22 protein-coding genes are annotated in these 22,741 nt (G+C 41.0%); all 22 read right to left on the reverse strand.

The features are described 5' to 3' along the window. Positions 1–89 precede the first annotated feature (89 nt). Positions 90–1,379, reverse strand: coding sequence for a GTPase ObgE (gene obgE / locus G593_RS0108415; protein ID WP_005332798.1), 1,290 nt, complete (start codon positions 1,377–1,379; stop codon positions 90–92). A 112-nt stretch (positions 1,380–1,491) separates the two neighbouring features. Further along, the gene (rpmA, locus tag G593_RS0108420) at positions 1,492–1,773 is read right to left on the reverse strand and encodes a 50S ribosomal protein L27 (protein ID WP_005332800.1); all 282 of its coding nucleotides are present in this window, start codon (positions 1,771–1,773) and stop codon (positions 1,492–1,494) included. A 5-nt stretch (positions 1,774–1,778) separates the two neighbouring features. After that, a complete protein-coding gene (locus tag G593_RS0108425) occupies positions 1,779–2,111 on the reverse strand; it encodes a ribosomal-processing cysteine protease Prp (protein ID WP_005332802.1) in 333 nt (110 codons plus the stop codon). A gap of 20 nt (positions 2,112–2,131) precedes the next feature. Then, entirely contained in the window at positions 2,132–2,440 is a 309-nt protein-coding gene (rplU, locus tag G593_RS0108430) for a 50S ribosomal protein L21 (RefSeq protein ID WP_005332804.1), read from the reverse strand. Positions 2,441–2,636: 196 nt separating this feature from the next. Beyond that, positions 2,637–3,428, reverse strand: a complete 792-nt coding sequence (locus tag G593_RS0108435; protein ID WP_029731396.1) for an amidohydrolase family protein — start codon at positions 3,426–3,428, stop codon at positions 2,637–2,639. 10 nt (positions 3,429–3,438) lie between these two features. Further along, positions 3,439–4,770 (reverse strand): aspartate kinase, encoded by a 1,332-nt coding sequence (locus tag G593_RS0108440; RefSeq protein ID WP_005336314.1) that lies wholly within the window; start codon positions 4,768–4,770, stop codon positions 3,439–3,441. 86 nt (positions 4,771–4,856) lie between these two features. Next, positions 4,857–5,465 carry an HAD family hydrolase gene (locus tag G593_RS0108445; RefSeq protein ID WP_005336312.1) on the reverse strand — a complete coding sequence of 203 codons (609 nt, stop codon included), beginning with the start codon at positions 5,463–5,465 and terminating at the stop codon, positions 4,857–4,859. Positions 5,466–5,519: 54 nt separating this feature from the next. Further along, on the reverse strand, positions 5,520–6,005 hold the full coding sequence (gene ybaK / locus G593_RS0108450) for a Cys-tRNA(Pro) deacylase (RefSeq protein ID WP_029731397.1): 486 nt from the start codon (positions 6,003–6,005) through the stop codon (positions 5,520–5,522). A gap of 84 nt (positions 6,006–6,089) precedes the next feature. Beyond that, entirely contained in the window at positions 6,090–6,809 is a 720-nt protein-coding gene (locus tag G593_RS0108455) for a TIGR03936 family radical SAM-associated protein (RefSeq protein WP_029731398.1), read from the reverse strand. Beyond that, positions 6,793–8,658, reverse strand: coding sequence for a TIGR03960 family B12-binding radical SAM protein (locus G593_RS0108460; RefSeq protein WP_029731399.1), 1,866 nt, complete (start codon positions 8,656–8,658; stop codon positions 6,793–6,795). The genes G593_RS0108455 and G593_RS0108460 overlap by 17 nt, the downstream gene beginning before the upstream one ends. 314 nt (positions 8,659–8,972) lie before the next feature. Next, entirely contained in the window at positions 8,973–10,319 is a 1,347-nt protein-coding gene (locus tag G593_RS0108465; protein WP_029731401.1) for an MATE family efflux transporter, read from the reverse strand. Positions 10,320–10,457: 138 nt separating this feature from the next. Continuing rightward, complete coding sequence (locus G593_RS19035) at positions 10,458–12,704, reverse strand: NlpC/P60 family protein (RefSeq protein ID WP_049946473.1); 2,247 nt, start codon at positions 12,702–12,704, stop codon at positions 10,458–10,460. Positions 12,705–12,854: 150 nt separating this feature from the next. Further along, positions 12,855–14,798 (reverse strand): polysaccharide deacetylase family protein, encoded by a 1,944-nt coding sequence (locus tag G593_RS0108475; RefSeq protein ID WP_029731403.1) that lies wholly within the window; start codon positions 14,796–14,798, stop codon positions 12,855–12,857. Between the two features lie 123 nt (positions 14,799–14,921). Continuing rightward, positions 14,922–15,239 (reverse strand): hypothetical protein, encoded by a 318-nt coding sequence (locus tag G593_RS0108480; RefSeq protein WP_005336299.1) that lies wholly within the window; start codon positions 15,237–15,239, stop codon positions 14,922–14,924. Between the two features lie 85 nt (positions 15,240–15,324). Then, entirely contained in the window at positions 15,325–16,611 is a 1,287-nt protein-coding gene (gene hisIE, locus G593_RS19425; RefSeq protein WP_029731404.1) for a bifunctional phosphoribosyl-AMP cyclohydrolase/phosphoribosyl-ATP diphosphatase HisIE, read from the reverse strand. Positions 16,612–16,633: 22 nt separating this feature from the next. After that, on the reverse strand, positions 16,634–17,221 hold the full coding sequence (gene hisB / locus G593_RS0108490) for an imidazoleglycerol-phosphate dehydratase HisB (RefSeq protein ID WP_029731405.1): 588 nt from the start codon (positions 17,219–17,221) through the stop codon (positions 16,634–16,636). Between the two features lie 15 nt (positions 17,222–17,236). Then, positions 17,237–18,529: a histidinol dehydrogenase gene (hisD, locus tag G593_RS0108495; protein WP_029731406.1), complete on the reverse strand. Its 1,293-nt coding sequence runs from the start codon at positions 18,527–18,529 to the stop codon at positions 17,237–17,239. Between the two features lie 84 nt (positions 18,530–18,613). Next, entirely contained in the window at positions 18,614–19,249 is a 636-nt protein-coding gene (hisG, locus tag G593_RS0108500; RefSeq protein ID WP_005336290.1) for an ATP phosphoribosyltransferase, read from the reverse strand. Positions 19,250–19,324: 75 nt separating this feature from the next. Beyond that, positions 19,325–20,572, reverse strand: a complete 1,248-nt coding sequence (gene hisZ, locus G593_RS0108505; RefSeq protein WP_029731407.1) for an ATP phosphoribosyltransferase regulatory subunit — start codon at positions 20,570–20,572, stop codon at positions 19,325–19,327. A gap of 75 nt (positions 20,573–20,647) precedes the next feature. After that, complete coding sequence (locus G593_RS0108510; RefSeq protein ID WP_029731410.1) at positions 20,648–21,187, reverse strand: Holliday junction resolvase RecU; 540 nt, start codon at positions 21,185–21,187, stop codon at positions 20,648–20,650. Beyond that, complete coding sequence (locus G593_RS0108515; protein WP_029731412.1) at positions 21,145–22,152, reverse strand: RluA family pseudouridine synthase; 1,008 nt, start codon at positions 22,150–22,152, stop codon at positions 21,145–21,147. The genes G593_RS0108510 and G593_RS0108515 overlap by 43 nt, the downstream gene beginning before the upstream one ends. Positions 22,153–22,156: 4 nt before the next feature. Beyond that, positions 22,157–22,735 carry a hypothetical protein gene (locus G593_RS0108520; protein ID WP_029731413.1) on the reverse strand — a complete coding sequence of 193 codons (579 nt, stop codon included), beginning with the start codon at positions 22,733–22,735 and terminating at the stop codon, positions 22,157–22,159. Positions 22,736–22,741: the final 6 nt, after the last annotated feature.

The following is a 22,741-nucleotide window of genomic DNA, read 5'->3' on the forward strand; positions in this document are numbered from 1 at the left end:
GTGGTCTTATTTTGATACCCAATTTTCAACCTGTATAAAATTTTCAATGTTCTTTCAATTTAGCCTTGACTTTTTATTTGCAGGCTATTTTATTTGTAATAATCGAACTGAAGGCCATACATTTTCACAGTATCTCCTTCTTCTATTCCAAGTTCTTCAAGCTGCTCCAGGATTCCTGTATCCTTTAAGAACTTCTGGAAGAACGCAAATCCTTTTTCCGAATCCAGGTTCGTGTAACCAAGCATCTTCTCAATCTTTGGTCCTTCTACTATATACATATCGTCTTCTTTCTCAACTGTATATGGAAGATCCAGATTAATAAGTTCTTCATCTGGGAAGTACTCAGGCTCAAAGATAATTGGCGCAACATCCAGCTTCTCGATCTCAGTAGAAACATAATAAAGAAGCTCTTTGATTCCTGCTCCTGTAACACCAGAAATTGGAAATACTTTGATTCCCTGTGGTTCAAATTCTTTTTTCAAACGTTCTACCGGATTTTCTGACTCACCATCATCGTAAATCAGGTCTATTTTATTCGCTGCAATGACCTGTGGACGGCTTGCGATCTCTGCATTGTATGCATGTAGTTCTGCATTGATCTTATGAATATCATCCACTGGATCACGCCCTTCACTTCCTGCTGCATCTACAACATGAATCATCATCTTTGTACGCTCAATATGTCTCAAAAACTCATGTCCAAGTCCGATACCTTCAGATGCTCCCTCAATAAGTCCCGGAATATCTGCGATAACAAATCCATTGGCGCCTTCAAGATCAACAACTCCAAGGTTCGGATTGAGTGTTGTAAAGTGATAATTTGCAATTTTCGGCTGTGCATTGGTTACTCTGGAAAGAAGTGTAGATTTTCCGACATTCGGGAAACCTACCAGTCCAACGTCAGCGATTACCTTAAGCTCAAGTTTTACCATCAGCTCTTTTGCCGGCTGTCCAGGCTGTGCATACTTCGGAATCTGCATAGTCGCTGTCGCAAAATGCTGATTTCCAAGGCCTCCTTTTCCACCTTTTAAGATGACCTGACGTCTGTTGTCTCCAGACATATCGGCAATGACCTTGCCTGACTCAGCCTCTTTGATGACAGTCCCTTCAGGAACTTTCAATACGATATCATCAGCGTCTTTACCATGGCATCTCTTCTTTCCGCCTGGTTCACCGTCTTTCGCTGCATATTTTCTGCGGTGTCTGTAATCCTGAAGAGTATTCAATCCTTCGTCCACTTCAAAGATTACATCTCCGCCACGACCACCGTCACCGCCGTCCGGTCCGCCGTTGGGAACATATAATTCTCTTCGGAAACTGACGTGTCCATCGCCACCTTTTCCGGATCTGATCGATATTGTCGCTCTGTCTGCAAACATGTTCTTTCTCCTTTTTTATAATAAAATGCTGTTTTATGATAAAGAAAAAAGATGCTGCACATAACTAACAACTAGCATCAGTTATATTGCAGCATCTTTTGCTCATTCTTAATTATGCTACTGGATAGATAGAAACCTGTTTCTTATCTCTTCCTTTTCTTTCAAATCTTACAACGCCATCAACGAGAGCGAATAATGTATCATCTCCGCCACGTCCTACGTTAAGACCTGGGTGAATCTTTGTTCCACGCTGTCTGTAAAGGATATTACCAGCTTTTACAAACTGTCCGTCAGCTCTCTTAGCACCAAGTCTCTTAGACTCGGAATCTCTACCGTTCTTTGTAGAACCAACTCCTTTTTTATGAGCAAAAAACTGAAGATTTAAGTTCATCATGGTTGTTACACCTCCTCGAAAGTTAAATCAATATATTCTTCGTAGTTCTCGTCATCAGCCATTCCTTTGAGTCCGAGAATCATCGTGTTCAGAAGAAGTCCGGCTTCTTTAGAAGGATTACCTTCCAGATGCCAGGAAATCATGCCTGTCTCTTCATCAGAAAATACAGAAAATGCATCTTCTGTATAAAGTTCAATTGCATTCATCGTATTGATAATCAATACCGATGCTGCTGCACACACAATATCCTGTCCTGGATCTGCATATTCAGCATGTCCCTCTGTCTGAAATCCTGTACATTCTTCCTTCTCATTTTGATAAATGACTACATGAATCATGGATAATCTCCAAAAATTAATTATGCATTAATCTTCTCGATCTTAACTGCAGTGTACTGCTGTCTGTGACCGTTTTTCTTATGGTATCCAGTTTTTCTCTTATACTTGTAAACGATAACTTTTCTTGCTTTACCGTTCTCAACTACAGAAGCTTCAACTGTTGCACCCTCAACAGTCGGATTACCAACCTTTAATCCGTCGTTGCTTACTGCGAGCACCTGGTCGAAAGTATAAGTCTCTCCAGCCTCAACACCAAGCTTCTCTACTTTAATGATATCGCCTTCAGCTACTTTGTACTGTTTACCACCTGTTGCTATAATTGCGTACATATGGCACCTCCTATTATCATTACTCGCCAATTACGGTGTCTGCAAAATAATTTTGCAAGACTTTAAAACCTCATTGTGCGGCATACCTGTATATATTAGCATATGATTTTTCAAAAATCAAGTCTTTTTCCAAAAATTCAAAAATAATTTTCAACGCTTATCAAAAACTGTGGAACCGTTCACAATTAATGTGTAATTATAATCCCAGTAATTTTACTGCTGTCCCAGCAAAAATCTGATTTCGTTCTTCCTCTTCCAAAGGCATTTCCTTCAAAATCTCTACAAACTTTTTCTGATCTGCCCACGGAGAATCAGTTCCAAACACAATCCTGTCTGCACCGTGTTCGCGTACCATACGAAGAAACTGTTCTTGCGGCATACGGTCAAGAATCACACCTGTATCGAAATAAACATTTCTTCCAACCAGCCGTTCTTCCACCTCACTCCAGAGTTCATTACCACCCATGTGCGCAAGCACCAGTTTCTCTGGTTCCACTTCATTCAATACTTCTTCTGCCATGGCCGGCGTGCAGTGTATATTATCCGGACACTTCGGATCTTGACCTGCATGCACGCTGATTATCAGTCCAAGCTCAGTAGCATAGGAAATAATTCTCTTATAACGGATATCGTTAAAATAAGTATCCTGATAATCCGGATGAAGTTTGATTCCTTTCATACCCATATCCTGGATCTGTTTCAGTTCTTCTTTATAATTCTCACTTTCCGGATGCAGACTTCCAAAAGAAATGAGTGTCCCTTCCTGAAAATGTGTTGCAAATTCATTGATTGTATGAAACTGACCTGGTCTGGTTGCAATCGGAAGCACGATAGAATGATCAATACCTGCCTGTTTTGTAGATTCTTTTAGCCCTTTCCATGTTCCATCGGTAAACGGATTCATGCCACCGCCTGTCTTTGACAGGAAATCAATCGTTCTTGCAGCAATTTTATCTGGAAACATATGCGTGTGAAAATCTATGATCATAGTTTCTCCTTTAAATTCTTGTATTTACAAAAATGTCATAAATTGCTTTAATTGCTGCATCAAAATCGTGATTTCTCACACCAATGATAATATTCAGCTCACTGGAACCCTGATCGATCATCTTTACGTTAACATTTGCATGTGCCAGTGCTGAGAATATTCTTCCGGAAGTTCCTCTCGTGGCACGCATACCGCGTCCCACAACCGCGATCAGCGCAAGATCTGATTCCAGTTCCAGGAAATCCGGTTCAACTGCACGATGGATTCCCGCAATCACTTTCTGCTCTCTCTCAGCAAATTCGTCCTGATGAACGAAGATTGTCATAGTGTCAATTCCAGATGGCATATGTTCAATAGAAATTCCATTATCTTCAAATACTGTCAGAACTTTACGACAGAACCCTACCTCTGAGTTCATCATGGCTTTTTCAACTGTAATGGAGGCAAAATCCTTCTTACCAGCCACACCAGTGATCGTAAATCTCGGTTTCTGGCATGTTGCTTCAACAATCAGAGTTCCCTTGTCTTCCGGAGCATTAGTATTCCGGATGTTGATTGGAATTCCTTCTCTTCTTACAGGGAAGATTGCGTCTTCATGAAGAACTGTTGCACCCATGTAAGACAACTCACGAAGCTCTCTGTAAGTAATCACGTCGATTGCCTTTGGATTCTTGATAATACGCGGATCTGCAATCAGGAAACCTGATACGTCTGTCCAGTTCTCATACATATCTGCATGTACTGCTCTTGCTACGATAGAACCTGTAATATCAGATCCTCCTCTGGAAAATGTATGGATTGTTCCGTCCGGATTAGATCCATAGAATCCAGGAATGACTGCCCGCTCTGTATGCGCCAGTCTCTCGGACAATACTTCGTTTGTCTTCTCAGCGTCAAATTCTCCTTCTTCATCAAAGAAAATGACTTCAGCTGCATCAATAAATTCATATCCCAGATAAACTGCCATGATAATACCATTCAGATATTCTCCTCTGGAAGCAGCGTAATCTCTCCCGATCTTTTTACTGAAGTTTTCCTGGATCGTCTTAAATTCATCGTCCAGAGAAATCGTAAGCTCCAATCCATTAATAATAGAATCATATCGATCTTTGATAACTTTCAGGATTTCTTCAAAATCCTCTTCTCTGTCATCATCTAAAATTGCCTGTCCGTAACATTTATACAAAAGGTCTGTCACTTTTGTGTCACCAGAATGACGCTTACCAGGCGCTGACGGAACCACATAACGTCTTGTCTCTTCTTTTCGGATAATAGCTCCTACTTTTTTGAACTGAGCAGCACTGGCCAGTGAACTTCCTCCGAATTTTACGACCTTTATCATCTTTTTTGTATTCCTCCACATAACATAATCTAGTAATGCTGAATAATTTATCATCCTATGAAAAAACTATCTTCTGATATATTACATTATTTTTCAAGCATCTGCAATGGAATATCTGTATTAAATACGACTCCATTTATGCCCACCTTTCGTGCACCTTCCACATTTTCAGGTCTGTCATCAAAGAACAGTGCCTGTTCCGGAACGATTTTATAACGCTTAAGAAGTATCTCATAAATCTTTGGATCCGGCTTCATACATTTCTCCTTCCAAGAAAATACCCCTCCGTCAAATGTTTTCAAAAAGCTTAATTGCTCCTCTGACTGACAGTACATTTCGTCAGAATAATTGGACAGATAGTACATTTTCATTCCTTTTTCATGAATATACGAAAGCCAACGTTCTGTTACCGGATACGGGACAATGGACGCGCCAAATCCTTCGAACACTTTGCGGATATCTCCCTCAATCTCCGGATCATTTTCAATAAACGAGTCAAGCCACTCCTGTGTCGTGTAAAGTCCGGAATCACCTTTATCCCAGTCATCACTGCGAAATACTGCATCTGCCACACGGTCAAACATCGCACCTTCATAACCAAGATCATGAAGATAGTCCTCCCACGCAAAATGTATCAATACATTTCCAATATCAAAAATTACGGTATCCATATTTTCTGTCAGGTAATTATCCATAATTGTCTCTCCTTCTTTCAGGAATGCCTCGGCATTCTCGCAAAAAATCCTCTGTTAATCTTTATGAATAACATCAGCAAACTGTGCTTTTGCGGCTTTTGCAAGATCTTCAGGCAACAAAGTCAATTGCATGCCCAGCTTTCCACCGCTGACATGCATATGATCCAGTTCTTTTGCATCTTCCTGGATCACTGTCGGGAACTGTTTCTTCATTCCGATTGATGTACAGCCTCCCCGCACATATCCAGTCACCTTTGTCAATTCTTTCAGATGAAGCATCTCCAGTGATTTTTCACCTACAACTTTTGCAGCCTTCTTAAAATCGATTTCTTCCTCGATAGGAATAACAAAGACATAATGCCCACCGCTTTTTCCTGTTGTTACCAGTGTCTTGTATACATATTTATGATCATACCCTAACTTATCCGCAGTCTCAATACCGTCTGAAAATTCATCACATTCATATTCTTCATATTCATATGGAATCTTCATACGATCCAACATACGCATGGCATTTGTCTTTACTTCTTTTTTACTCAAGTCAATCACTCCTTGTCTTATTGAACAAAGAATGCGCCTCGGCACATTCTCGCTGTAAAAAACACGTCAAACTACTCTTTCTAACTAAGAACAGACCATCGGTGTCCCAAGTGCCTCAAGGGGCACCAGTTTTCCAGCCTCGTCCCTTGCATATACATCGAGGCGATTATAGAACAACGGTGCATCTTCCTGCCCAATATATTTCAAAAATGTTTCCATCACAAGATCTGGTTTCAAGTTCTGTTCGCTACCGGTTGCCAGATATAGATATAGATATTCTTCCTTTATTTCTGACCCGTAAATCATCGGCTTAATATCAACTTCTTTTTCGCTCTTCTTTGTCTTCTTCCAAACCAAAATCTGCTCCTGACTTAAGAACTCCTCCCAGGATTCTTTCCATTCAGACGGAATCTTTCTTCGAACATCCGAACTCTTTCCTGATTCCAGTAAAAACACCTGATAATCGGAGGCTGCCGTAATCGTCATACCACTGGCCTTTTTCTCCTCGGAAATCTGCACCATACTTACCATCTCAATTCCTTCTACGCTGACTGCATTCATTCGGGCCACCGCTTCTTTTGAATCAATCGGTTCTGTCAATTCAATATCCAGATATTCTCCGTCACTGGTAAGGCCGATTCCTAGTGGCTGAGCAAATGACATGATCATATGCGGACTGTATCCGCCGCTGAACGCGATTGGTATGTCTGCCCGCCGCATCACTTTTTGAAAGAAACGCATAACATCCAAATGTCCGATAAATTTCATACATCCGTATTTTCGAAATTTAATTCTTGCCTTCAACACAGACACCTCCTCCCCATCTTGCGGCACCACAGCCGGAACACTGCATTCTGCAGTTCGGTGTTACTTCTCCTTTCATAGCTTTGTCCCATTCTTTTCTCAAGAATTTTTTCGTAACACCAATATCAATGAAATCCCACGGGAACACTTCATCTTCATAGCGTTCTCGTAAATTGTAAAATCCAATATCAATTCCAGTATTTTCAAATGCCTGCATCCATTTATCATTGTCGAACTGATCACTCCAGGAATCGTAAATAGCTCCCAGACGATATACTTCCTCAATCAGTTTTCCGACCTTTCGGTCGCCTCTGGCAAGGATACCTTCCAGAACAGTCACTTCTGCATCATGCCAGTTGTACTTCAGACTCTTACGGTTAAGCTGATCTTGAAATGCATGTTTCACAATGGCAGCTCTTGCAATATATTCTGTATTTTCATACATCGGCGCCCACTGGAATGGAGTGAACGGTTTCGGAATAAAGAAAGAACTACTGGCTGTGATCTGACATTTTCCATTGCGCTGATCCTTTGGAATCTCATAGTAGCGTCTCGCAATTTTATCTGCCAGAACCGCAATCTCTTTCATATCTTCTTCGGTTTCCGTCGGAAGTCCAAGCATAAAGTAAAGTTTTACCTTGTTCCAGCCCCCGTCAAATGCCTGTCCTGCACCACCGAGAATATCCTCTTCCGTAAGTCCTTTATTAATCACATTCCTCATTCTCTGGGAACCAGCCTCCGGTGCAAATGTCACACTACTTTTCTTAATATCCTGGACACGTTCCATAACATCCAGAGAAAAGGCATCAATTCGAAGAGACGGCAGAGAAATATTGATCCCTTTTCCTTTGAATTCGTCGATCAGGAAGTTTACAAGCTCCTTTAGCTGACTGTAATCACTGGAACTTAAGGAACTAAGTGAAATCTCTTCATGCCCGGTGCTCTTTAACATCTTATAAGCATACTGTTTCAAAACCTCTACATCTTTTTCTCTGGTCGGACGGTACAACATTCCTGCCTGACAGAAGCGGCAGCCTCGGATACAGCCACGCTGGATCTCAAGTACAACACGGTCCTGCGTCGCACGAATAAATGGAACGACCGGATTCTCCGGGTAGACAGCCTCACTCATATCCATAACAAGCTGCTTCTTGATCTTTTCTTTTGCATTTGGATGATTCGGTACAAATGAATCAATCGTGCCATCTTCTTTATATGTTACATCATAAAACGCCGGAACATAGATACCTTCTACCTCTGCAGCTTTTGCCAGATAATCCCATCTGCTTCCACCATTTTTCTTATTTTCTTTGTAAATATCTAAGAGCTGGTCATAAACCGTTTCCCCTTCACCGATATAAAACATATCAAAAAATTCTGCAATTGGTTCCGGATTATAGGTGCAAGGACCGCCGCCAATTACAATCGGATCATTCTCCGTCCTTTCTTTTGCGTGAAGCGGAATTCCGCTCAGATCCAGAATCTGCAAAATATTCGTATAGCACATTTCGTACTGGATTGTAATACCGAGAAAATCAAACTCTTTCACTGGATCCTGAGATTCCAATGCAAAAAGAGGAATATGTTCCTCACGCATCACCTTGTCCAGATCTACCCACGGAGAATAGACACGCTCACACCACACATCCTCACGGCGGTTGAACATGTCATAAAGAATCTGGATGCCAAGATGGGACATTCCAATTTCGTAGACGTCCGGGAAACACATAGCGAACCTGACATCTACCTTTTCCGGGTCTTTCATGACCGAATTATACTCGCCTCCGATATAACGGGCAGGTTTCTCGATTTTTAGTAATATTTCATCGTTTAAAGCAAGTTTTCTCATTAAATCTCCTTGATTCTTTGTGCAATATACACAAAGAAATTCTTACTGTTTTTTCTTGTAAAATCGTAAATTTTCGTTGTTTTTTGTAACTGTTTTTTTTGCTGTATTTTAGTCTATTCTAGGGTGAAAATTGTAAATTACTACAAAACTTCCAGAATCCTGAACACTGACTGACGTTTAGTAATGGTTAACAATATATAATAATATATGGTAATCAGATAATAGTCAATTAAATTCGATTGCATATTTTTCCACATATTATTCACTATCGGTTACATCCAGGATTTCCTGTCAAATCTTAGCATAACCTACTGTTACCCATGCACTTTTCTCCTCACAAAATAAAAGCAAATAACTTGCATCGCAATTGTAATGAGCCATGATGCCGGATATGAAATAAACAGAAATGCCAGCGAACGGTGAGCCGGGAACAACCAGAACACCCATACAATTCTTGTTCCCACTGTACCAATAACGGATAAGATCATCGGTACTGTTGAACGATCCATACCACGGAGTGCCCCTGGAAAAAGATCCATAATTCCGCACAGGAAATATGTCACGGTGGTATATGCAAAAATTTCTATACCACAACGGATTACTTCCGCCTCTTCTGTATATAATCTCAGAATCTCTGCTCCAAATAAATAAACTCCGCCTCCTAATACAAGCGATACGACAACCGTCAGAATCAGGCAATCCATCAATATTTTATCCATACGTTTCAGTTTTCGCAGTCCATAGTTCTGACTGGTAAAGCTCATACATGTCTGTGTGATTGCATTGACAGAGACATATAAGAATCCAAAAATATTATTTGCTGCTGTATATCCGGCCATAGTTGTTGAACCAAATGAATTCACCGAAGATTGAAGCAATGCATTTGAAAAATTAATTACAGTACTTTGAATACCAGCCGGGATTCCGACCTGGCAGATTGGTTTCAGATATTCCTTCCGTATCTTCAAGCGGGAAAATCGTAACTGGTAGCTGCTTTTAGTTCTGTATAAACAACCAATTACCAGTACACAGGAAATAAATTGTGAAGTCACCGTTGCAATTGCAACTCCTGCCACGTCCAGATGGAATACAATAACAAGCAACATATTTAAGCATGCATTGACCACTCCGGAAATAATCAGGAATATCAGCGGCCGTTTCGTATCTCCGACAGCTCTTAATATGGCTGCGCCGTAATTATAAAGCATAAAAAAAGGCATACCCAGGAAATAAATTCTCATATACAGCGTTGCCTGATCAATAACATCAGAAGGGGTACCCATAATCTCAAGCGCAAGTCTTGAAAAAAATAATCCCACAAAAATCATAATAATTCCACTGATCAAAGCAAACATCATCGCTGTATGAACGGTCTCGGACATTTCTTCATGCTTTCCCGCCGCATAGTATCGGGCAGCTAATACATTTGCACCAAGAGAAATACCAATAAATAAGTTTGTAAAAAGATAAATAAGTGCTGTCGTTGCCCCTACTGCCGCAAGAGATTGGCTTCCACTGAATCTTCCTACGACTACAATATCCACCGCATTGAACATTAACTGCAGCATACCGGATAACATCAACGGCAATGCAAATGATATTAACTTGTCCATGATTGATCCATTACACATATCAATCTCGTATTTGTTTTCCCTGCTCATAATTTTCTTCCTTTTTATTATCCTCTATTATATGAAAATAAACGCCTGTGTTTTTAGCTCAGAAAAGACAGCAAAGCATGATTTCATTGCTTTACTGTCTCTCATTTTACAATTCATAATAAATCTTCAAAAAAATCCTTACTTAACCAGATATACAGAGGCATTTGCCACGCCAAGCGCCTCTGCCTCTTCATGGCTGTTCACATAGATATCAATGTGATTCTGCTTGATCGCTCCACCACAGTCTTCTGCTGTAAATATATGTCCTCCGATGATAACTTTTGTTCCGTATGGAATGACACTTGGATCAACTGCAATGGTTCTTCCTTCTGCCACACGGCTTCCTGTTGCTGTAATTCCATCTGCTTTATTACAACACTTTTCGCATGCACAGTAGTATGTAATCTTAAAATTCCCAAGACAAGCTCCATACATATCTGTCGTTGCATTGACTTCTCCAATGCCTCCATCAACAACTGCCTCATTATCCTCTAATATACGAGTTGCCCACACTGCATTTTCCGTATTGACAGTGCCACTGATAATTCCGGCTTTCGTGTTGGCTGCCTCAATCGTTTTTCCATCGCCAGCATACATGACTACATGGTACACATGTCCTGCTTTTGCGTAGAAAATCAGATCTCCCGGCTGGGCATCTTCCACAGGAATCTGTGTCCCATACTGACTCTGATCTTGTGCAACTCTTGGAAGTTCATATCCGTATGCCTTATAAATCTGCTGCACAAATCCAGAACAGTCTGCCCCTTCTGTCAGACTGGTTCCTCCCCAGACATATGGATTACCTATAAACTGAGAAGCATATTCCAAAATAGATTCTCGAACTGCTCCATTCGGAGTTCCTTCTTTTGTAGACGTAAGTGTATAGTAAAGTGCCTGATTCTCTTCTGGCGATATAATTTCTTCTGCAGTCTGATAGTGATCCTCACCTGTAATCTCCACCTGTGTGGTTACTTCATCTCCAGTATTCAGATATTGTCTTGCCACAAATCCACGCACATCTGCGGACTCCACATATACCCAGTCAGAATCCGCATCTGCAAGCACATAACAAAGCGCTCCCTGATTCATCGTTCCCACGATTCTGGATTCTGTACCTTTGCCCTCACGTACATTCAGCATCGTCGCATTTACCGTCGCATAATTCTTATCTGCAACAGTTTGATTTACCGTTGCACGCAGATACGTATATGCCTGATTTTCCAGTGGTGAAACTAATGTCTGGGCAATTGCTGCCGTTCCTTCAATTCCAGTATATTCCGTCCCATTCTCTGCTGCAGTTTTCTTTGCTTCTTTTTGATAAACTTCCAAAAGTTTCTGCGCTGCATTGCTGGTATAAACTTCTGATGCTTTCACAAATCCTCTGACATTACCGGACTCTACGTAAAGCCAGCCATTTTCTTCTTCTTTTAAAATGTAAAGAAGACCATTCTTATCAAGTTTACCAATGTAACGGACCTGCTCAGCATTCTGATCTGTTACATTCTCATTTAGCGTCACATCGTCTTCTGTCTGTTGCTGTTCGGTAATAAGCTCTGCGTGAATTGCTGCTTTTTTATTCTGCTCTGTCTTTTCGTAAATGGCATTTAACTTTTTTGCTTCTTTTTTCGCAGCCTTTTTATCTGCTTTCAAAGACTCATCTGATGTGTCGGCGGTTCCATCTATTCCTTCCGGAATGGATTCTCTGACATACAGATCATCCTTTGCAAATGCATAAGTTCTCGCAACTGTCCAAAATCTGAAATCATCAATAATCTGTGGAAGTTTTACAATCTGCTGCTTGGAAATTAAATCCTCATTACTCGCTGTTTCTGTATTCTCAGTTTGAACCGCTTCCTCCTGATTAGCTTGCCCATTCTGATCTGTCTCTGTATTTTCTATATTGTCAGCAGGAGTTTCCGGTTCATCTGGCTCACTCGGTGTTGTCGGCGCTTCCGGCTCACTCGGTGTTGTCGGCTCTTCCGGTGTTTCCGGTTTACTCGGTTCACTCGGTTCTGTCGGTGTTGTCGGTATTTCCGGTTCGCTCGGTTCTACGGGTGTTCCCAGTTCTGTTACTCGTTCTCCGGTTGTCGGATCTACCTTCTGTCCAGTCGTCACATCTTTCAGAAACTTATCGGTGTCCAGCTTCACCTCATTGCGCTGAATCATTCCAAGTACTACTTCAGATACTTTTACCAAAGTTTCTGAACCATCGACTTTTTTAGCCAGTACATTTTGTACCCCTGCCTGTTGTTCCATCGTACTGTCAGATATATTATCATCTGCAAGTACTGAAATCGGTGTGCCAAATGTCATGCCAACTGCCAGAATCCCTGCCAATGTCTTTGTTCCTTGCTTTTTTATAATGTTTGTCCTTTTAGCTTTCACAAGTTGTCCTTTCTTAACTATTGAATAATATTCAAGAATGCCTCGGCATTCTTGCTGCGAGGTGCGCGTCATGCAATTGTATGACATACTTCTACTGCGCACCTCTGCAAGTCTACACTCTACAGATTCTTTCTTTAACACCTTATGATTTCAATTACTCTTCTTGCCACTCTTTTTGGGACTGCTGTTTTTTGAAGAACTGCTGTCTCTTGAAGAACTGCTGTCACTTTTCTTTGAGCTGTCTGCATCAGATGTTGCTTCACTCTTCGCATCAGATGTTGAACTGCTGCTTGTATCTGTCAGGGCTGAGCCGCTGCTCTTATACTTTTCTACATCTTTTGCCCAGAAATCAACATACTTCTCACCGTTCTGTAATGCAACGCCTTTTGCCTTTGCCATCTCTGAAACTGTCACGAGCTGATAGCCTGCTTCTTCAAGTTTTGGAATCAAAACAAGTGCCGCATCAATAGATTCTGTATGGATATCATGCATCAGAATAACATCTCCATCCTGTACATCATTCATAACCGTATCAATGCTTGACTGCGCATTTCTTGTCTTCCAATCCAGGGTGTCAATACTCCATAAAATCATTGGCAGTCCTACAGAAGATCTTACCGTATCATTGATTGCACCATAAGGTGGTCTCATGACGGTTGCCGTGGATCCTGCTGCCTGTTGGATCAGATCGTTCGTTGTACCAATCTGATTTGCGATCTTATCTGCACTGAGCTTCGTAAGCTGCGGATGGTCATAAGAATGGTTTCCTAATTCACAACCAGTTTCTTTCATCTTCTTTACAAAATCTTCTTTTCCTGGAATATTCTTTCCCTGCATAAAAAATGTTGCATGTGCATTATACTTCTCTAACTGAGCCAGAAGCTCTCCGGTTCGTTCTCCCGGTCCGTCATCAAATGTAAGCGCCACCATCGGTTTACTCGCATCAATATTGACATCTCCTTTTGATTTCAGTTTACCTTTTTTGGAAAATGTACATTTTACAAGACCTACCTGAACTTCTCCGGTCGCCATAATTCCACTATTGTCAAAATAATAATCATCATCTTCAATGGTCTGCCAGCCAATGACTGCCGCACCATTATCCCCTAGATAATATGTTCCGTCATCAGTTTTCTTCCATCCGGTCTGCATAACACCGTCTTTATTGAAGAAATATGTTGCATTATTGATGGTCTGCTTTCCGGTTACTTTATTACCATCTGCATCAAAATAATAAGTCTTACCTTTGGAAACCACAAAATCATTCATTACATATGTACCATCGTACTTCTTAAACTTGTCTCCATCCCATGTTCCTGTTGGATTTGTCACAACAAATGTACCGCCTTCAACTGTCAGTCTGACTTTATGTTTCCATTCATTCTCCAGCTTTTTCTGGATATCGGAATTCATCTTAATCGTGATCTTGTATTTTCCTTCTGTATCAGTCTTGGCATCTGTGGAAATCTCATAATTCTTTCCAGCTCTCAGTTCATTGATGAAATCTGCAACACTGTAACCCTTTTTCTTATCCAACCATACTTTGGCAGCTTTTTTCTCGTCCTCTGATGTTGCCGTAGCTGTAAGATTTACCGGATCCTGACTGTTCTGTTGTATTTCAATCTTGTCTGCTTTGAGCGTAACTTCAGTCTTAACACCAATCACTCCGGCAAACTTTAATATTCCGGTCAAGACCAGACACGCAAGTACTAAACAGGCTGCCAAAATCAGGAGTTGATTCCTCTTCTTTCTCTTTCGGTGGTTTTTAAGGCTTCCATGTCTTTCACTTCTGCTATCATACCCTTTCAGATCATCCGATTTTTTCTTCGAATGGTTTCCATGGATTCTTCTATTCTCATGAGAGATCCAATCATCGTCTTCGTCATAGTCAGAATACCTCTCCGAATCTTCTGCTTCTGTTCCGTAATCTATATAATCTTCGTCCAGATTATAATCTTCATCCAGATCATAGTCTTCATAGTCTTCATCGTCATCTAATCCGCTGCCTTCATCGTCCAGATCATAGTCTTCACCAAAATCATATCTCTGATCTTCATCTATATTAAATTCATCTTCATCTCGAAATTTTCTCATAGGTATTCTTTCTCCACTTTTCCTTTTCTTATTCTCAGTTAAGTATAGCTCAGTTCGACATTTTTCTCAACGGGATAGTTATTAGGAATTTCTTAAGGTTTTGTTACAACTTATTACAACCTGTTACAATGATTTCCAAATTTCCTGAATATCCGTATCTTTTGTAATTTCATTGGCTATATCACTGCTGCTCATATGAAATACTTCCTGTTTTTGTTTATCTATTGTTAAAAATGCAGCAAACATCAATGCACACAAAAAAAGGCGGATTCCAAATGTTCCGCCTTTTGTATCTTCATTTATATCCTCTTGTGACTTTCCATACAGGTAATGATATGCATTTGCATATCTTGGGTGTACTGCAGGTATCGTCCTTCTATCATTATATAGAGCCCTTGTCTGCTCCAAAAGCTCCTGCCTGCGTCTTTCTGCATCATTCATAGCTTCCTCCACCTTATTCATTATTGAACATTTATCGCTTTCTTAAATCTATGAACTTACTTATGCACCTATACCTGCAAGGGATCTATTTCTGCAATAACTGATTTGTAATATCTTCCCATGTAATTCCTTTTTCCACCATCAGTACCATAGCATGATAAAGGAAATCTGCCATTTCCGTTTTCAATTCTTCCGGATTTGGATTTTTGGAGGCAATCACAATGCCGGTTGCTTCTTCTCCAATCTTCTTCAGGATCTTATCTTGTCCCTGTTCAAAGAGATAATTTGTATAAGACCCCTCCTTTGGATTATTTTTTCTGTCAATAATTGTCTGGTAAACATGTTCGAACACCTGTACCGGGCTCTTCTCATTATTATCACTTCCAACAATAGGCTGGAAGAAACAAGTTGGATTTCCTGTGTGACAAGCTGCTCCCACCTGATCAACTTTTGCAAGGAGCGTGTCCAGATCGCAATCTATTGTCAGTGACTTCACATACTGAAAATGTCCGCTTGTCTCTCCTTTCAGCCAAAGCTTCTGTCTGCTTCTGCTGTAATAAGTCATGCGCCCGGTCTTAACCGTCTGGTTAAATGCTTCTTCATTCATATACGCCAGCATCAGCACTTCTCCTGTCTGGTAATGCTGTACGATGACCGGAAGAAGCCCCTGTGGATTTTTCTTAAACTGTGAGAACTCCATAATACTTTCAAATGAAGTCATCTGAATATCTTCTTTTTCGCAGAGTTCTTTAAAATCATTAAAATTCATTTCCGGCTGACTGATATATCGCCCAGACAGACCTTTGACTCCTTCGGATTTTAAAATTTTAAATAATTCCAGTTCTTCCATCGTATCAGTCACAATGACACATGGAATGTCTGTAACTGCCACAACAGAGTTCAGATCCAGTCTGTGCATAAAAATCAGTTCGCTGCAATTATCTTCAATCAAATGCTGATGCTTGAACAATCCGTCAAAATCATCTAGCGAAACTGCAACCTTCTCTTTTCCGAAACGTTCAGCCGCTTTTGCCATCATCTCAGCACTGTCCGGTTTTGAAAAATTCAAAATCACTCGTTTAGCTCCAGAATACAGGATTCTCTGTACATCTTCCATACGTTTGATGTTGCCTCCTGCTACCATTGGAATACTGATCACATTATGAATCTGTCTGAGAAGATTTAAAGATGCCTCGTGATCATCATCAGAATCTGATAAATCAAAAATCAGAAGTTCATCCGCCCCGCGGTCGCTGTAGTGCTTCGCGAGCTCTACTACATTATCTGCCAGTACTTCCCGGTCATCAAACCATTTTATCGCTTTCCCTCCTGCAATATAAATACATGGGATTAATTTTCTGTAACTTATCATAATCAAGTTTTATTCTCTCCTTTTACAGGCTTCCTTTCGTTGTCCACGCCTCATCAATACGCGGTTCTCTCATTGTCGCCATGTCAAGAGCCTTACCAAAGCTCTTGAACAGGGCTTCTGCCATATGGTGATTATTCTCTCCGTCCATAATTTTCAGATGAATATTCATCATTGCACTGTAAGCTATGGCATAGAAGAATTCTTTGATCATTTCGGTATCCAGCTCACCGATATTCTCTACCGTAAATTCTGCATCATATTTCAAATATGGACGTCCAGAAAGATCTACTGCACACAGTGCCAGTGTCTCGTCCATCGGAAGAATCATATGCCCGAACCGTTTGATTCCGGCTTTATCTCCTACCGCTTCCAAAATTGCCTGTCCGATTACGATTCCGGTATCTTCTATGGTGTGATGACAATCCACATCCAGATCTCCATTGACCTTTACGGTAAGATCGAACAACCCATGTCTTGCCATTCCGTCCAACATATGATCAAAAAATCCAATTCCAGTATCGATCTGGTTGTTCCCGGTTCCATCAAGATTCAATGTTACTTCAATGTCAGTTTCTTTTGTTGTACGTTTCTTTGTTGCTATTCTTGCCATATCTTTCAAGCCTCCTTATTTCTCAAAACGGACTTTAATTGAATTTGCATGTGCAGTTAAGTGTTCAGCTGTAGCAAATGCTTCAATATCCTCGTGGATCGCACGAAGTGCATTTTCAGAATAAGATATTATACTTGATTTCTTAATAAAATCATCTACGGAAAGTGGTGAGAAGAATTTTGCAGTTCCATTTGTCGGAAGAACATGGTTCGGTCCGGCAAAATAATCTCCCAGTGGCTCACTTGCGTACTCTCCGATGAAAATAGCTCCGGCATTACGGATTTTTGTCATGACATCAAATGGATTCTTTGTCTGGATTTCAAGATGCTCGGATGCAATCTCATTTGCGGTCTCAATTGCCTCATCCATCGTATCTGTAACCAGTATGTATCCATAGTTATCGAGAGATTTCTGAATAATCTCACCACGGGATAATTCTTTTATGAACTTGTCAGTCTCATCAGAAACTTTCTTGGCAAGTTCTTCGCTTGTTGTTACAAGGATTGCTGAGGCGAGTTCATCATGTTCTGCCTGTGACAGAAGGTCTGCTGCCACGAATCTTGGGTTTGCAGTCTCGTCTGCAATAACAAGAATCTCACTTGGTCCGGCAATGGCATCAATACTTGCATAACCATAAACTGCTTTCTTTGCAAGTGCCACATAAATATTACCAGGTCCTACGATTTTGTCAACTTTTGGTATGCTCTCAGTTCCATAAGCAAGTGCTCCAATTGCCTGTGCTCCGCCGACTTTATAGATTGCATCTGCTCCGGCCTCTTTTGCTGCCACCAGTGTAGTCGGTGTTACCTTTCCGTCTTTTCCCGGAGGTGTCACCATAATAATCTCATCAACTCCAGCTACCTTTGCCGGTACAATGTTCATCAATACAGAAGATGGATACGCTGCCTTTCCACCTGGTACATACACACCTACTCTGTGAAGTGCTGTCACTTTCTGTCCAAGGATCGTTCCGTCCGGTTTGCTGTCAAACCAGCTTGTCTGACGCTGTTTTTCATGATAAGTACGTATATTTGCAAGTGATTTACGGATAATCTCAACAAGCTTTGGATCTACCAGTGCATAAGCCTCTTCAATCTCAGCATCTGTAACTTTGATGTTTCCTGCATTTAAGTCTGCCTGATCAAATTTTTTTGTGTACTCAAACAGAGCCTGATCTCCGTTTGCCTTTACATTTGCGAGAATTTCTGTCACTCCCTGCTCGTACTGTCCATAATTGTTCGGGCTTCTCTTTAACAGATCCTCTAAAAGATTTTTTCTGCTGTTTTCATCTAATTTCTGTATTCTCATTGCCGTTCTTCCTCCTATATTCAAGGCTCCTGTTATCCTCTTACATGTCTTTCCGCTTTTTCTGTCCAGAAACCATTTATGATTTTAAATCTGTGTGCGAAGCTTCATCAACAGATTCTTAATCCGCTCGCTTTCCATACGCATGCTGACTGGATTCACAATCATTCTTGCGGAAAGAGGACATACTTCCTCCAGAACTTCCAGTCCATTTTCACGAAGTGTGGAACCAGTCTCCACAATATCGACAATGACCTCAGAAAGTCCAACGATTGGTGCCAGTTCAATGGAACCGTTCAGTTTGATGATCTCCACAGTCTGATGCTTTTTATTATAAAAATAATCCTTTGCAATATTCGGATATTTTGTTGCCACACGGATCAATTCATGATGCTGTAAAAGCGGCGCTGCGTCCTTATATCCGCAGACACACATTTTACATTTTCCATAGCCAAGATCCAGAACCTCGTGGACTTTACGCCCTTCCTCCAAAATGGTGTCCTTTCCTACAACTCCAATATCAGCCGCACCATACTCTACATAGGTCGGTACATCTGGTCCCTTTGCCAGAAAGAAACGAAGCTTCAATTCTTCATTGGTAAAAATCAGCTTTCTGGAATTCTTGTCCTTCATCTCTTCGCAAGTAATACCAATCTTTTCAAACAGTTCCAGTGTCTGATTGGCAAGACGCCCTTTTCCGAGGGCAAATGTCAGATATCTCATATAAAAAACTCCTATCGTCAAATTCATAACCCATTTTCAGGGGTTTTCGAATCCGAGTCTGCCAAAGCAGACATTTTATTTGTTATTATTAACTTCCTTTTGTTCTCCGGTCACCAGATTTACCATGGTAATTTCACCGCTTTTCTTAATATATACAAGACTTCCGGCGTAATATTCCTTGCCGAACCGGATATAGTCTTCCAGTCCCTTCTCCGGTGATTTCTTAATCAGTTCTGTGTTCTTTGCCTTCGCCCGGAAATCTTTTGCAAGCCGGATTGCATCTCTTGCACGGCTCTCATCATAAAGAATAATTGCATTCTTTCTTGTATAAACAATGCGGATTTTTTGGCGGATCAGAGCATTCATCAACTCATCAATGACAATGGCAAAGCCGATAGATGCTGATGTCTTTCCAAACTTCTCCAGCAAATGATCATAACGGCCGCCTTTGACTACCGCATCTCCGGTTCCAAATGTATAACCACGAAAGATGATTCCCGTATAATATCCATAATTTCCTGTCATACTCAGATCAAAAGTCACAAACTTCTCGACTTCGTAAAGTGCGAGGATATCATAAATCTTCTCCAGCCGCTTCACAGCCATGATTCCACTGGAATTGGGTGCAATGTTCTTTGCTTTTGCAAGAACTTCCACGCCTCCGACCAGATTTCCAAGAGCTGCAAATGCCTCTTTTGAGCTTCTCTTTACCATAATACTGTCCAGATATTCCTCAACTCCGAAGTAATTGCGGTTGTTGATCAGTTCAACAACCCGCTCCCGTGCTTCTTCGTCCAATGCAGCGTCTTCAATAAGACTTTGAAAAAAGCCAAGATGTCCAACGCTTAATTGAAATTCCTTAAGTCCGATCGCCTGCATAGATTCCATGACCATAGCAAGCATCTCTGCATCTGCCTCCACGGAATCATCCCCAATCAGCTCAGCTCCCATCTGGGTCACTTCTCTTAATCGTCCCTGATTGTTGGAATGGTTAATAAATGTATTACCTGTGTAACAAAGCCGTATCGGCAGATCTTCCTCTCCAAATAATGTAGCAGCCACACGTGCGATGGACGGTGTGATATCTGGTCGCAAAACCAACGTGTTGCCTTCTTTATCAAAAAATTTGTACAGATCTTTGGACGGTATTGTTCCGATTTCCTTCCGGAACACATCAAAATATTCAAAGGTCGGAGTCTGAATATCATGATATCCAAATAAATGCAGTGTTTTTTTTAGTCGATTTTCCAGTGCCAGCTTCTTTCCGCACTCAACATTATAAATATCCCGGACTCCCTCCGGCGTATGAAGTAGTTTTTCCATAGATCATTCCTCCCGCACTTTAGCGTGCTACCATATTAAAACCTTATTGCATTATACGCATTTCCAGGCACTTTGTCAAGCTTCCTCACGGAGTTCCAAATCCAGATTTATGAAGTCCAGATAAGGAATATAATACCCGTTTTTTGGTTTCATAAAAAATCGTGGATCTAATTCCTCGTAGCGGATACTTTTACGCCCGCCATCACATGCTCGGTTCCAGAAACGAATCATTTCTTCAAATCGCATATAATAAAGTTCATTCCGTTCAGAATAATAAATCAGGATAAACGCAATTCCATCTTGATGCTCGAACTGAGTCATAAATGTAATCTGATGCTCATGGATGTTATGTAATGGGAATGTATCAGCTACACATTCTTTTGCATCAAAGCACACTGGAATTCCCTGGACTACTCCAATGTAATCTACCGTACTTCGTTTTTCAAAATACGCCAGTGTGATCTGTTTGTGATCTGCGTCCATGCGCACCGGTGTAATGGGGGTCGGTATCTTCTGAAGCAGGGCAAGTCCCTTTTCCAGATAATGGTCGTTGGTCCAATTGACCATCTCTTCTAATGTAGAACCTCTAAGGCCTCTTGAGTTCCATGTTCCCATGCTGTCTCCTTAATAAGTTGATAAAATTTACCCGGAACGCGCGCCTGAAATACATTTTCCGAAAGATTCTCCAACGGTTTTGGCATCTGCGGAAAATGCAGCTCATAAGAATGCAGCATTTGTGCCTTTACACCGTATGTCTCATACTGGTGGTTCCAGGATATATTTCCATATTTGTAGTCCCCCATTAACGGGTGTCCGATACTTGCCAGATGTGCACGGATCTGGTGCGTCCGACCGGTGATCAGATGAACCTTTAACAGCGTAAGCTCTTTTTGATAAGCCACTGGCTCATATTCTGTCTCAATGGCTGCTGCCCCTTCCGACATTTTCCGGCTAATCATAACTTTATTCGTTTTCTCATCTTTTTTCAGATATCCACGAATATGTGAAGTTTCTTTAATACAGCCTTTGACCAGACAGAGGTAATATTTTGCAAGGGTTCTTTCTTTAAAAGCTTCCCCCATAATCTGAAGCCCGGCCAGGCTCTTCCCTGCCACGACCATACCGCTTGTGTTTCGGTCCAGCCGGTTGCAGATTCCAGGGTGAAATGTCAGAAGTTCTTCTTTTGTAACAGAACCATTTGACAGAAGATATCCAATCACATATTCCACCAGTGACACATCTTCTTTCTTCGCTTTCTGAGATAACATGCCTGCCGGTTTATTTATAAGCAGGATATTATCGTCTTCATAAATAATCTCCAGATCCTTTTTTACAGGATAAGACTCACTTGCTGCTGCATTTCCTGTAAATTTATCGATTGTCTCCTCTGCAAGAAAAAACTTTATCGAATCTCCGGTATTAAGTTTCTCCTGTCCTGCTGCCTTTTTCCCATTTAATGTAATATTCTTCTTTCTGAGCATTTTATAAATGAAACTTCCAGGCGCCTGAGGAAGATATTTTTTCAAATATTTGTCCAGCCTCTGACCAGACTCATTTTCTTTGATAATCGTCTCTTTCATAATTCTACATACAAGTGGACAAAAGCAGCTTCCGGACTGCACGGTCTTCCCGTACGTTCTCTGTATGTCCCACCTCAACAATATTATTCATGCCCTCCACGCGGCTTAAAAATGCTTTGTAATCGTGGAATATCTTGACCGTCATTTTCTCGTGATGATTTGCATTGAGCATGTCCTTCAAATATCTGGCACATGTTATCTCGTCCGTCTTTGTATTCGACGCATAACCGATGACTGTATGACCGGAAATCACAATAGCGTCAACCGGCATCACTTTCTCCGGACTTGTAATGACAAGATCATAAACTCTTTTTAAAAGTGACGCTTTCGCCTCGATTTCCTGATAAATATCTTTTTCTATACTCTGATGTGGTGCAATGGTAATAAATTCGACCAGCATCTTTGATGCCGGAAGACACCCGACGGCTGCAACTACCGTGAGCAGATTCAGCTTGGTCTTCGTCTGCACATAACCAAGCACGACAAGTGCTATGACAACTGCAAACTCCGCAATCGTTCCGATCAGGTATTTTTCTTTTCTCCATTTAATATAACCTGGCTGTCCCTTTTCTTTTTTCTTCATGCGAAC

The organism is Dorea sp. AGR2135 (assembly GCF_000420885.1).
Classification (GTDB): domain Bacteria; phylum Bacillota; class Clostridia; order Lachnospirales; family Lachnospiraceae; genus Dorea; species Dorea formicigenerans.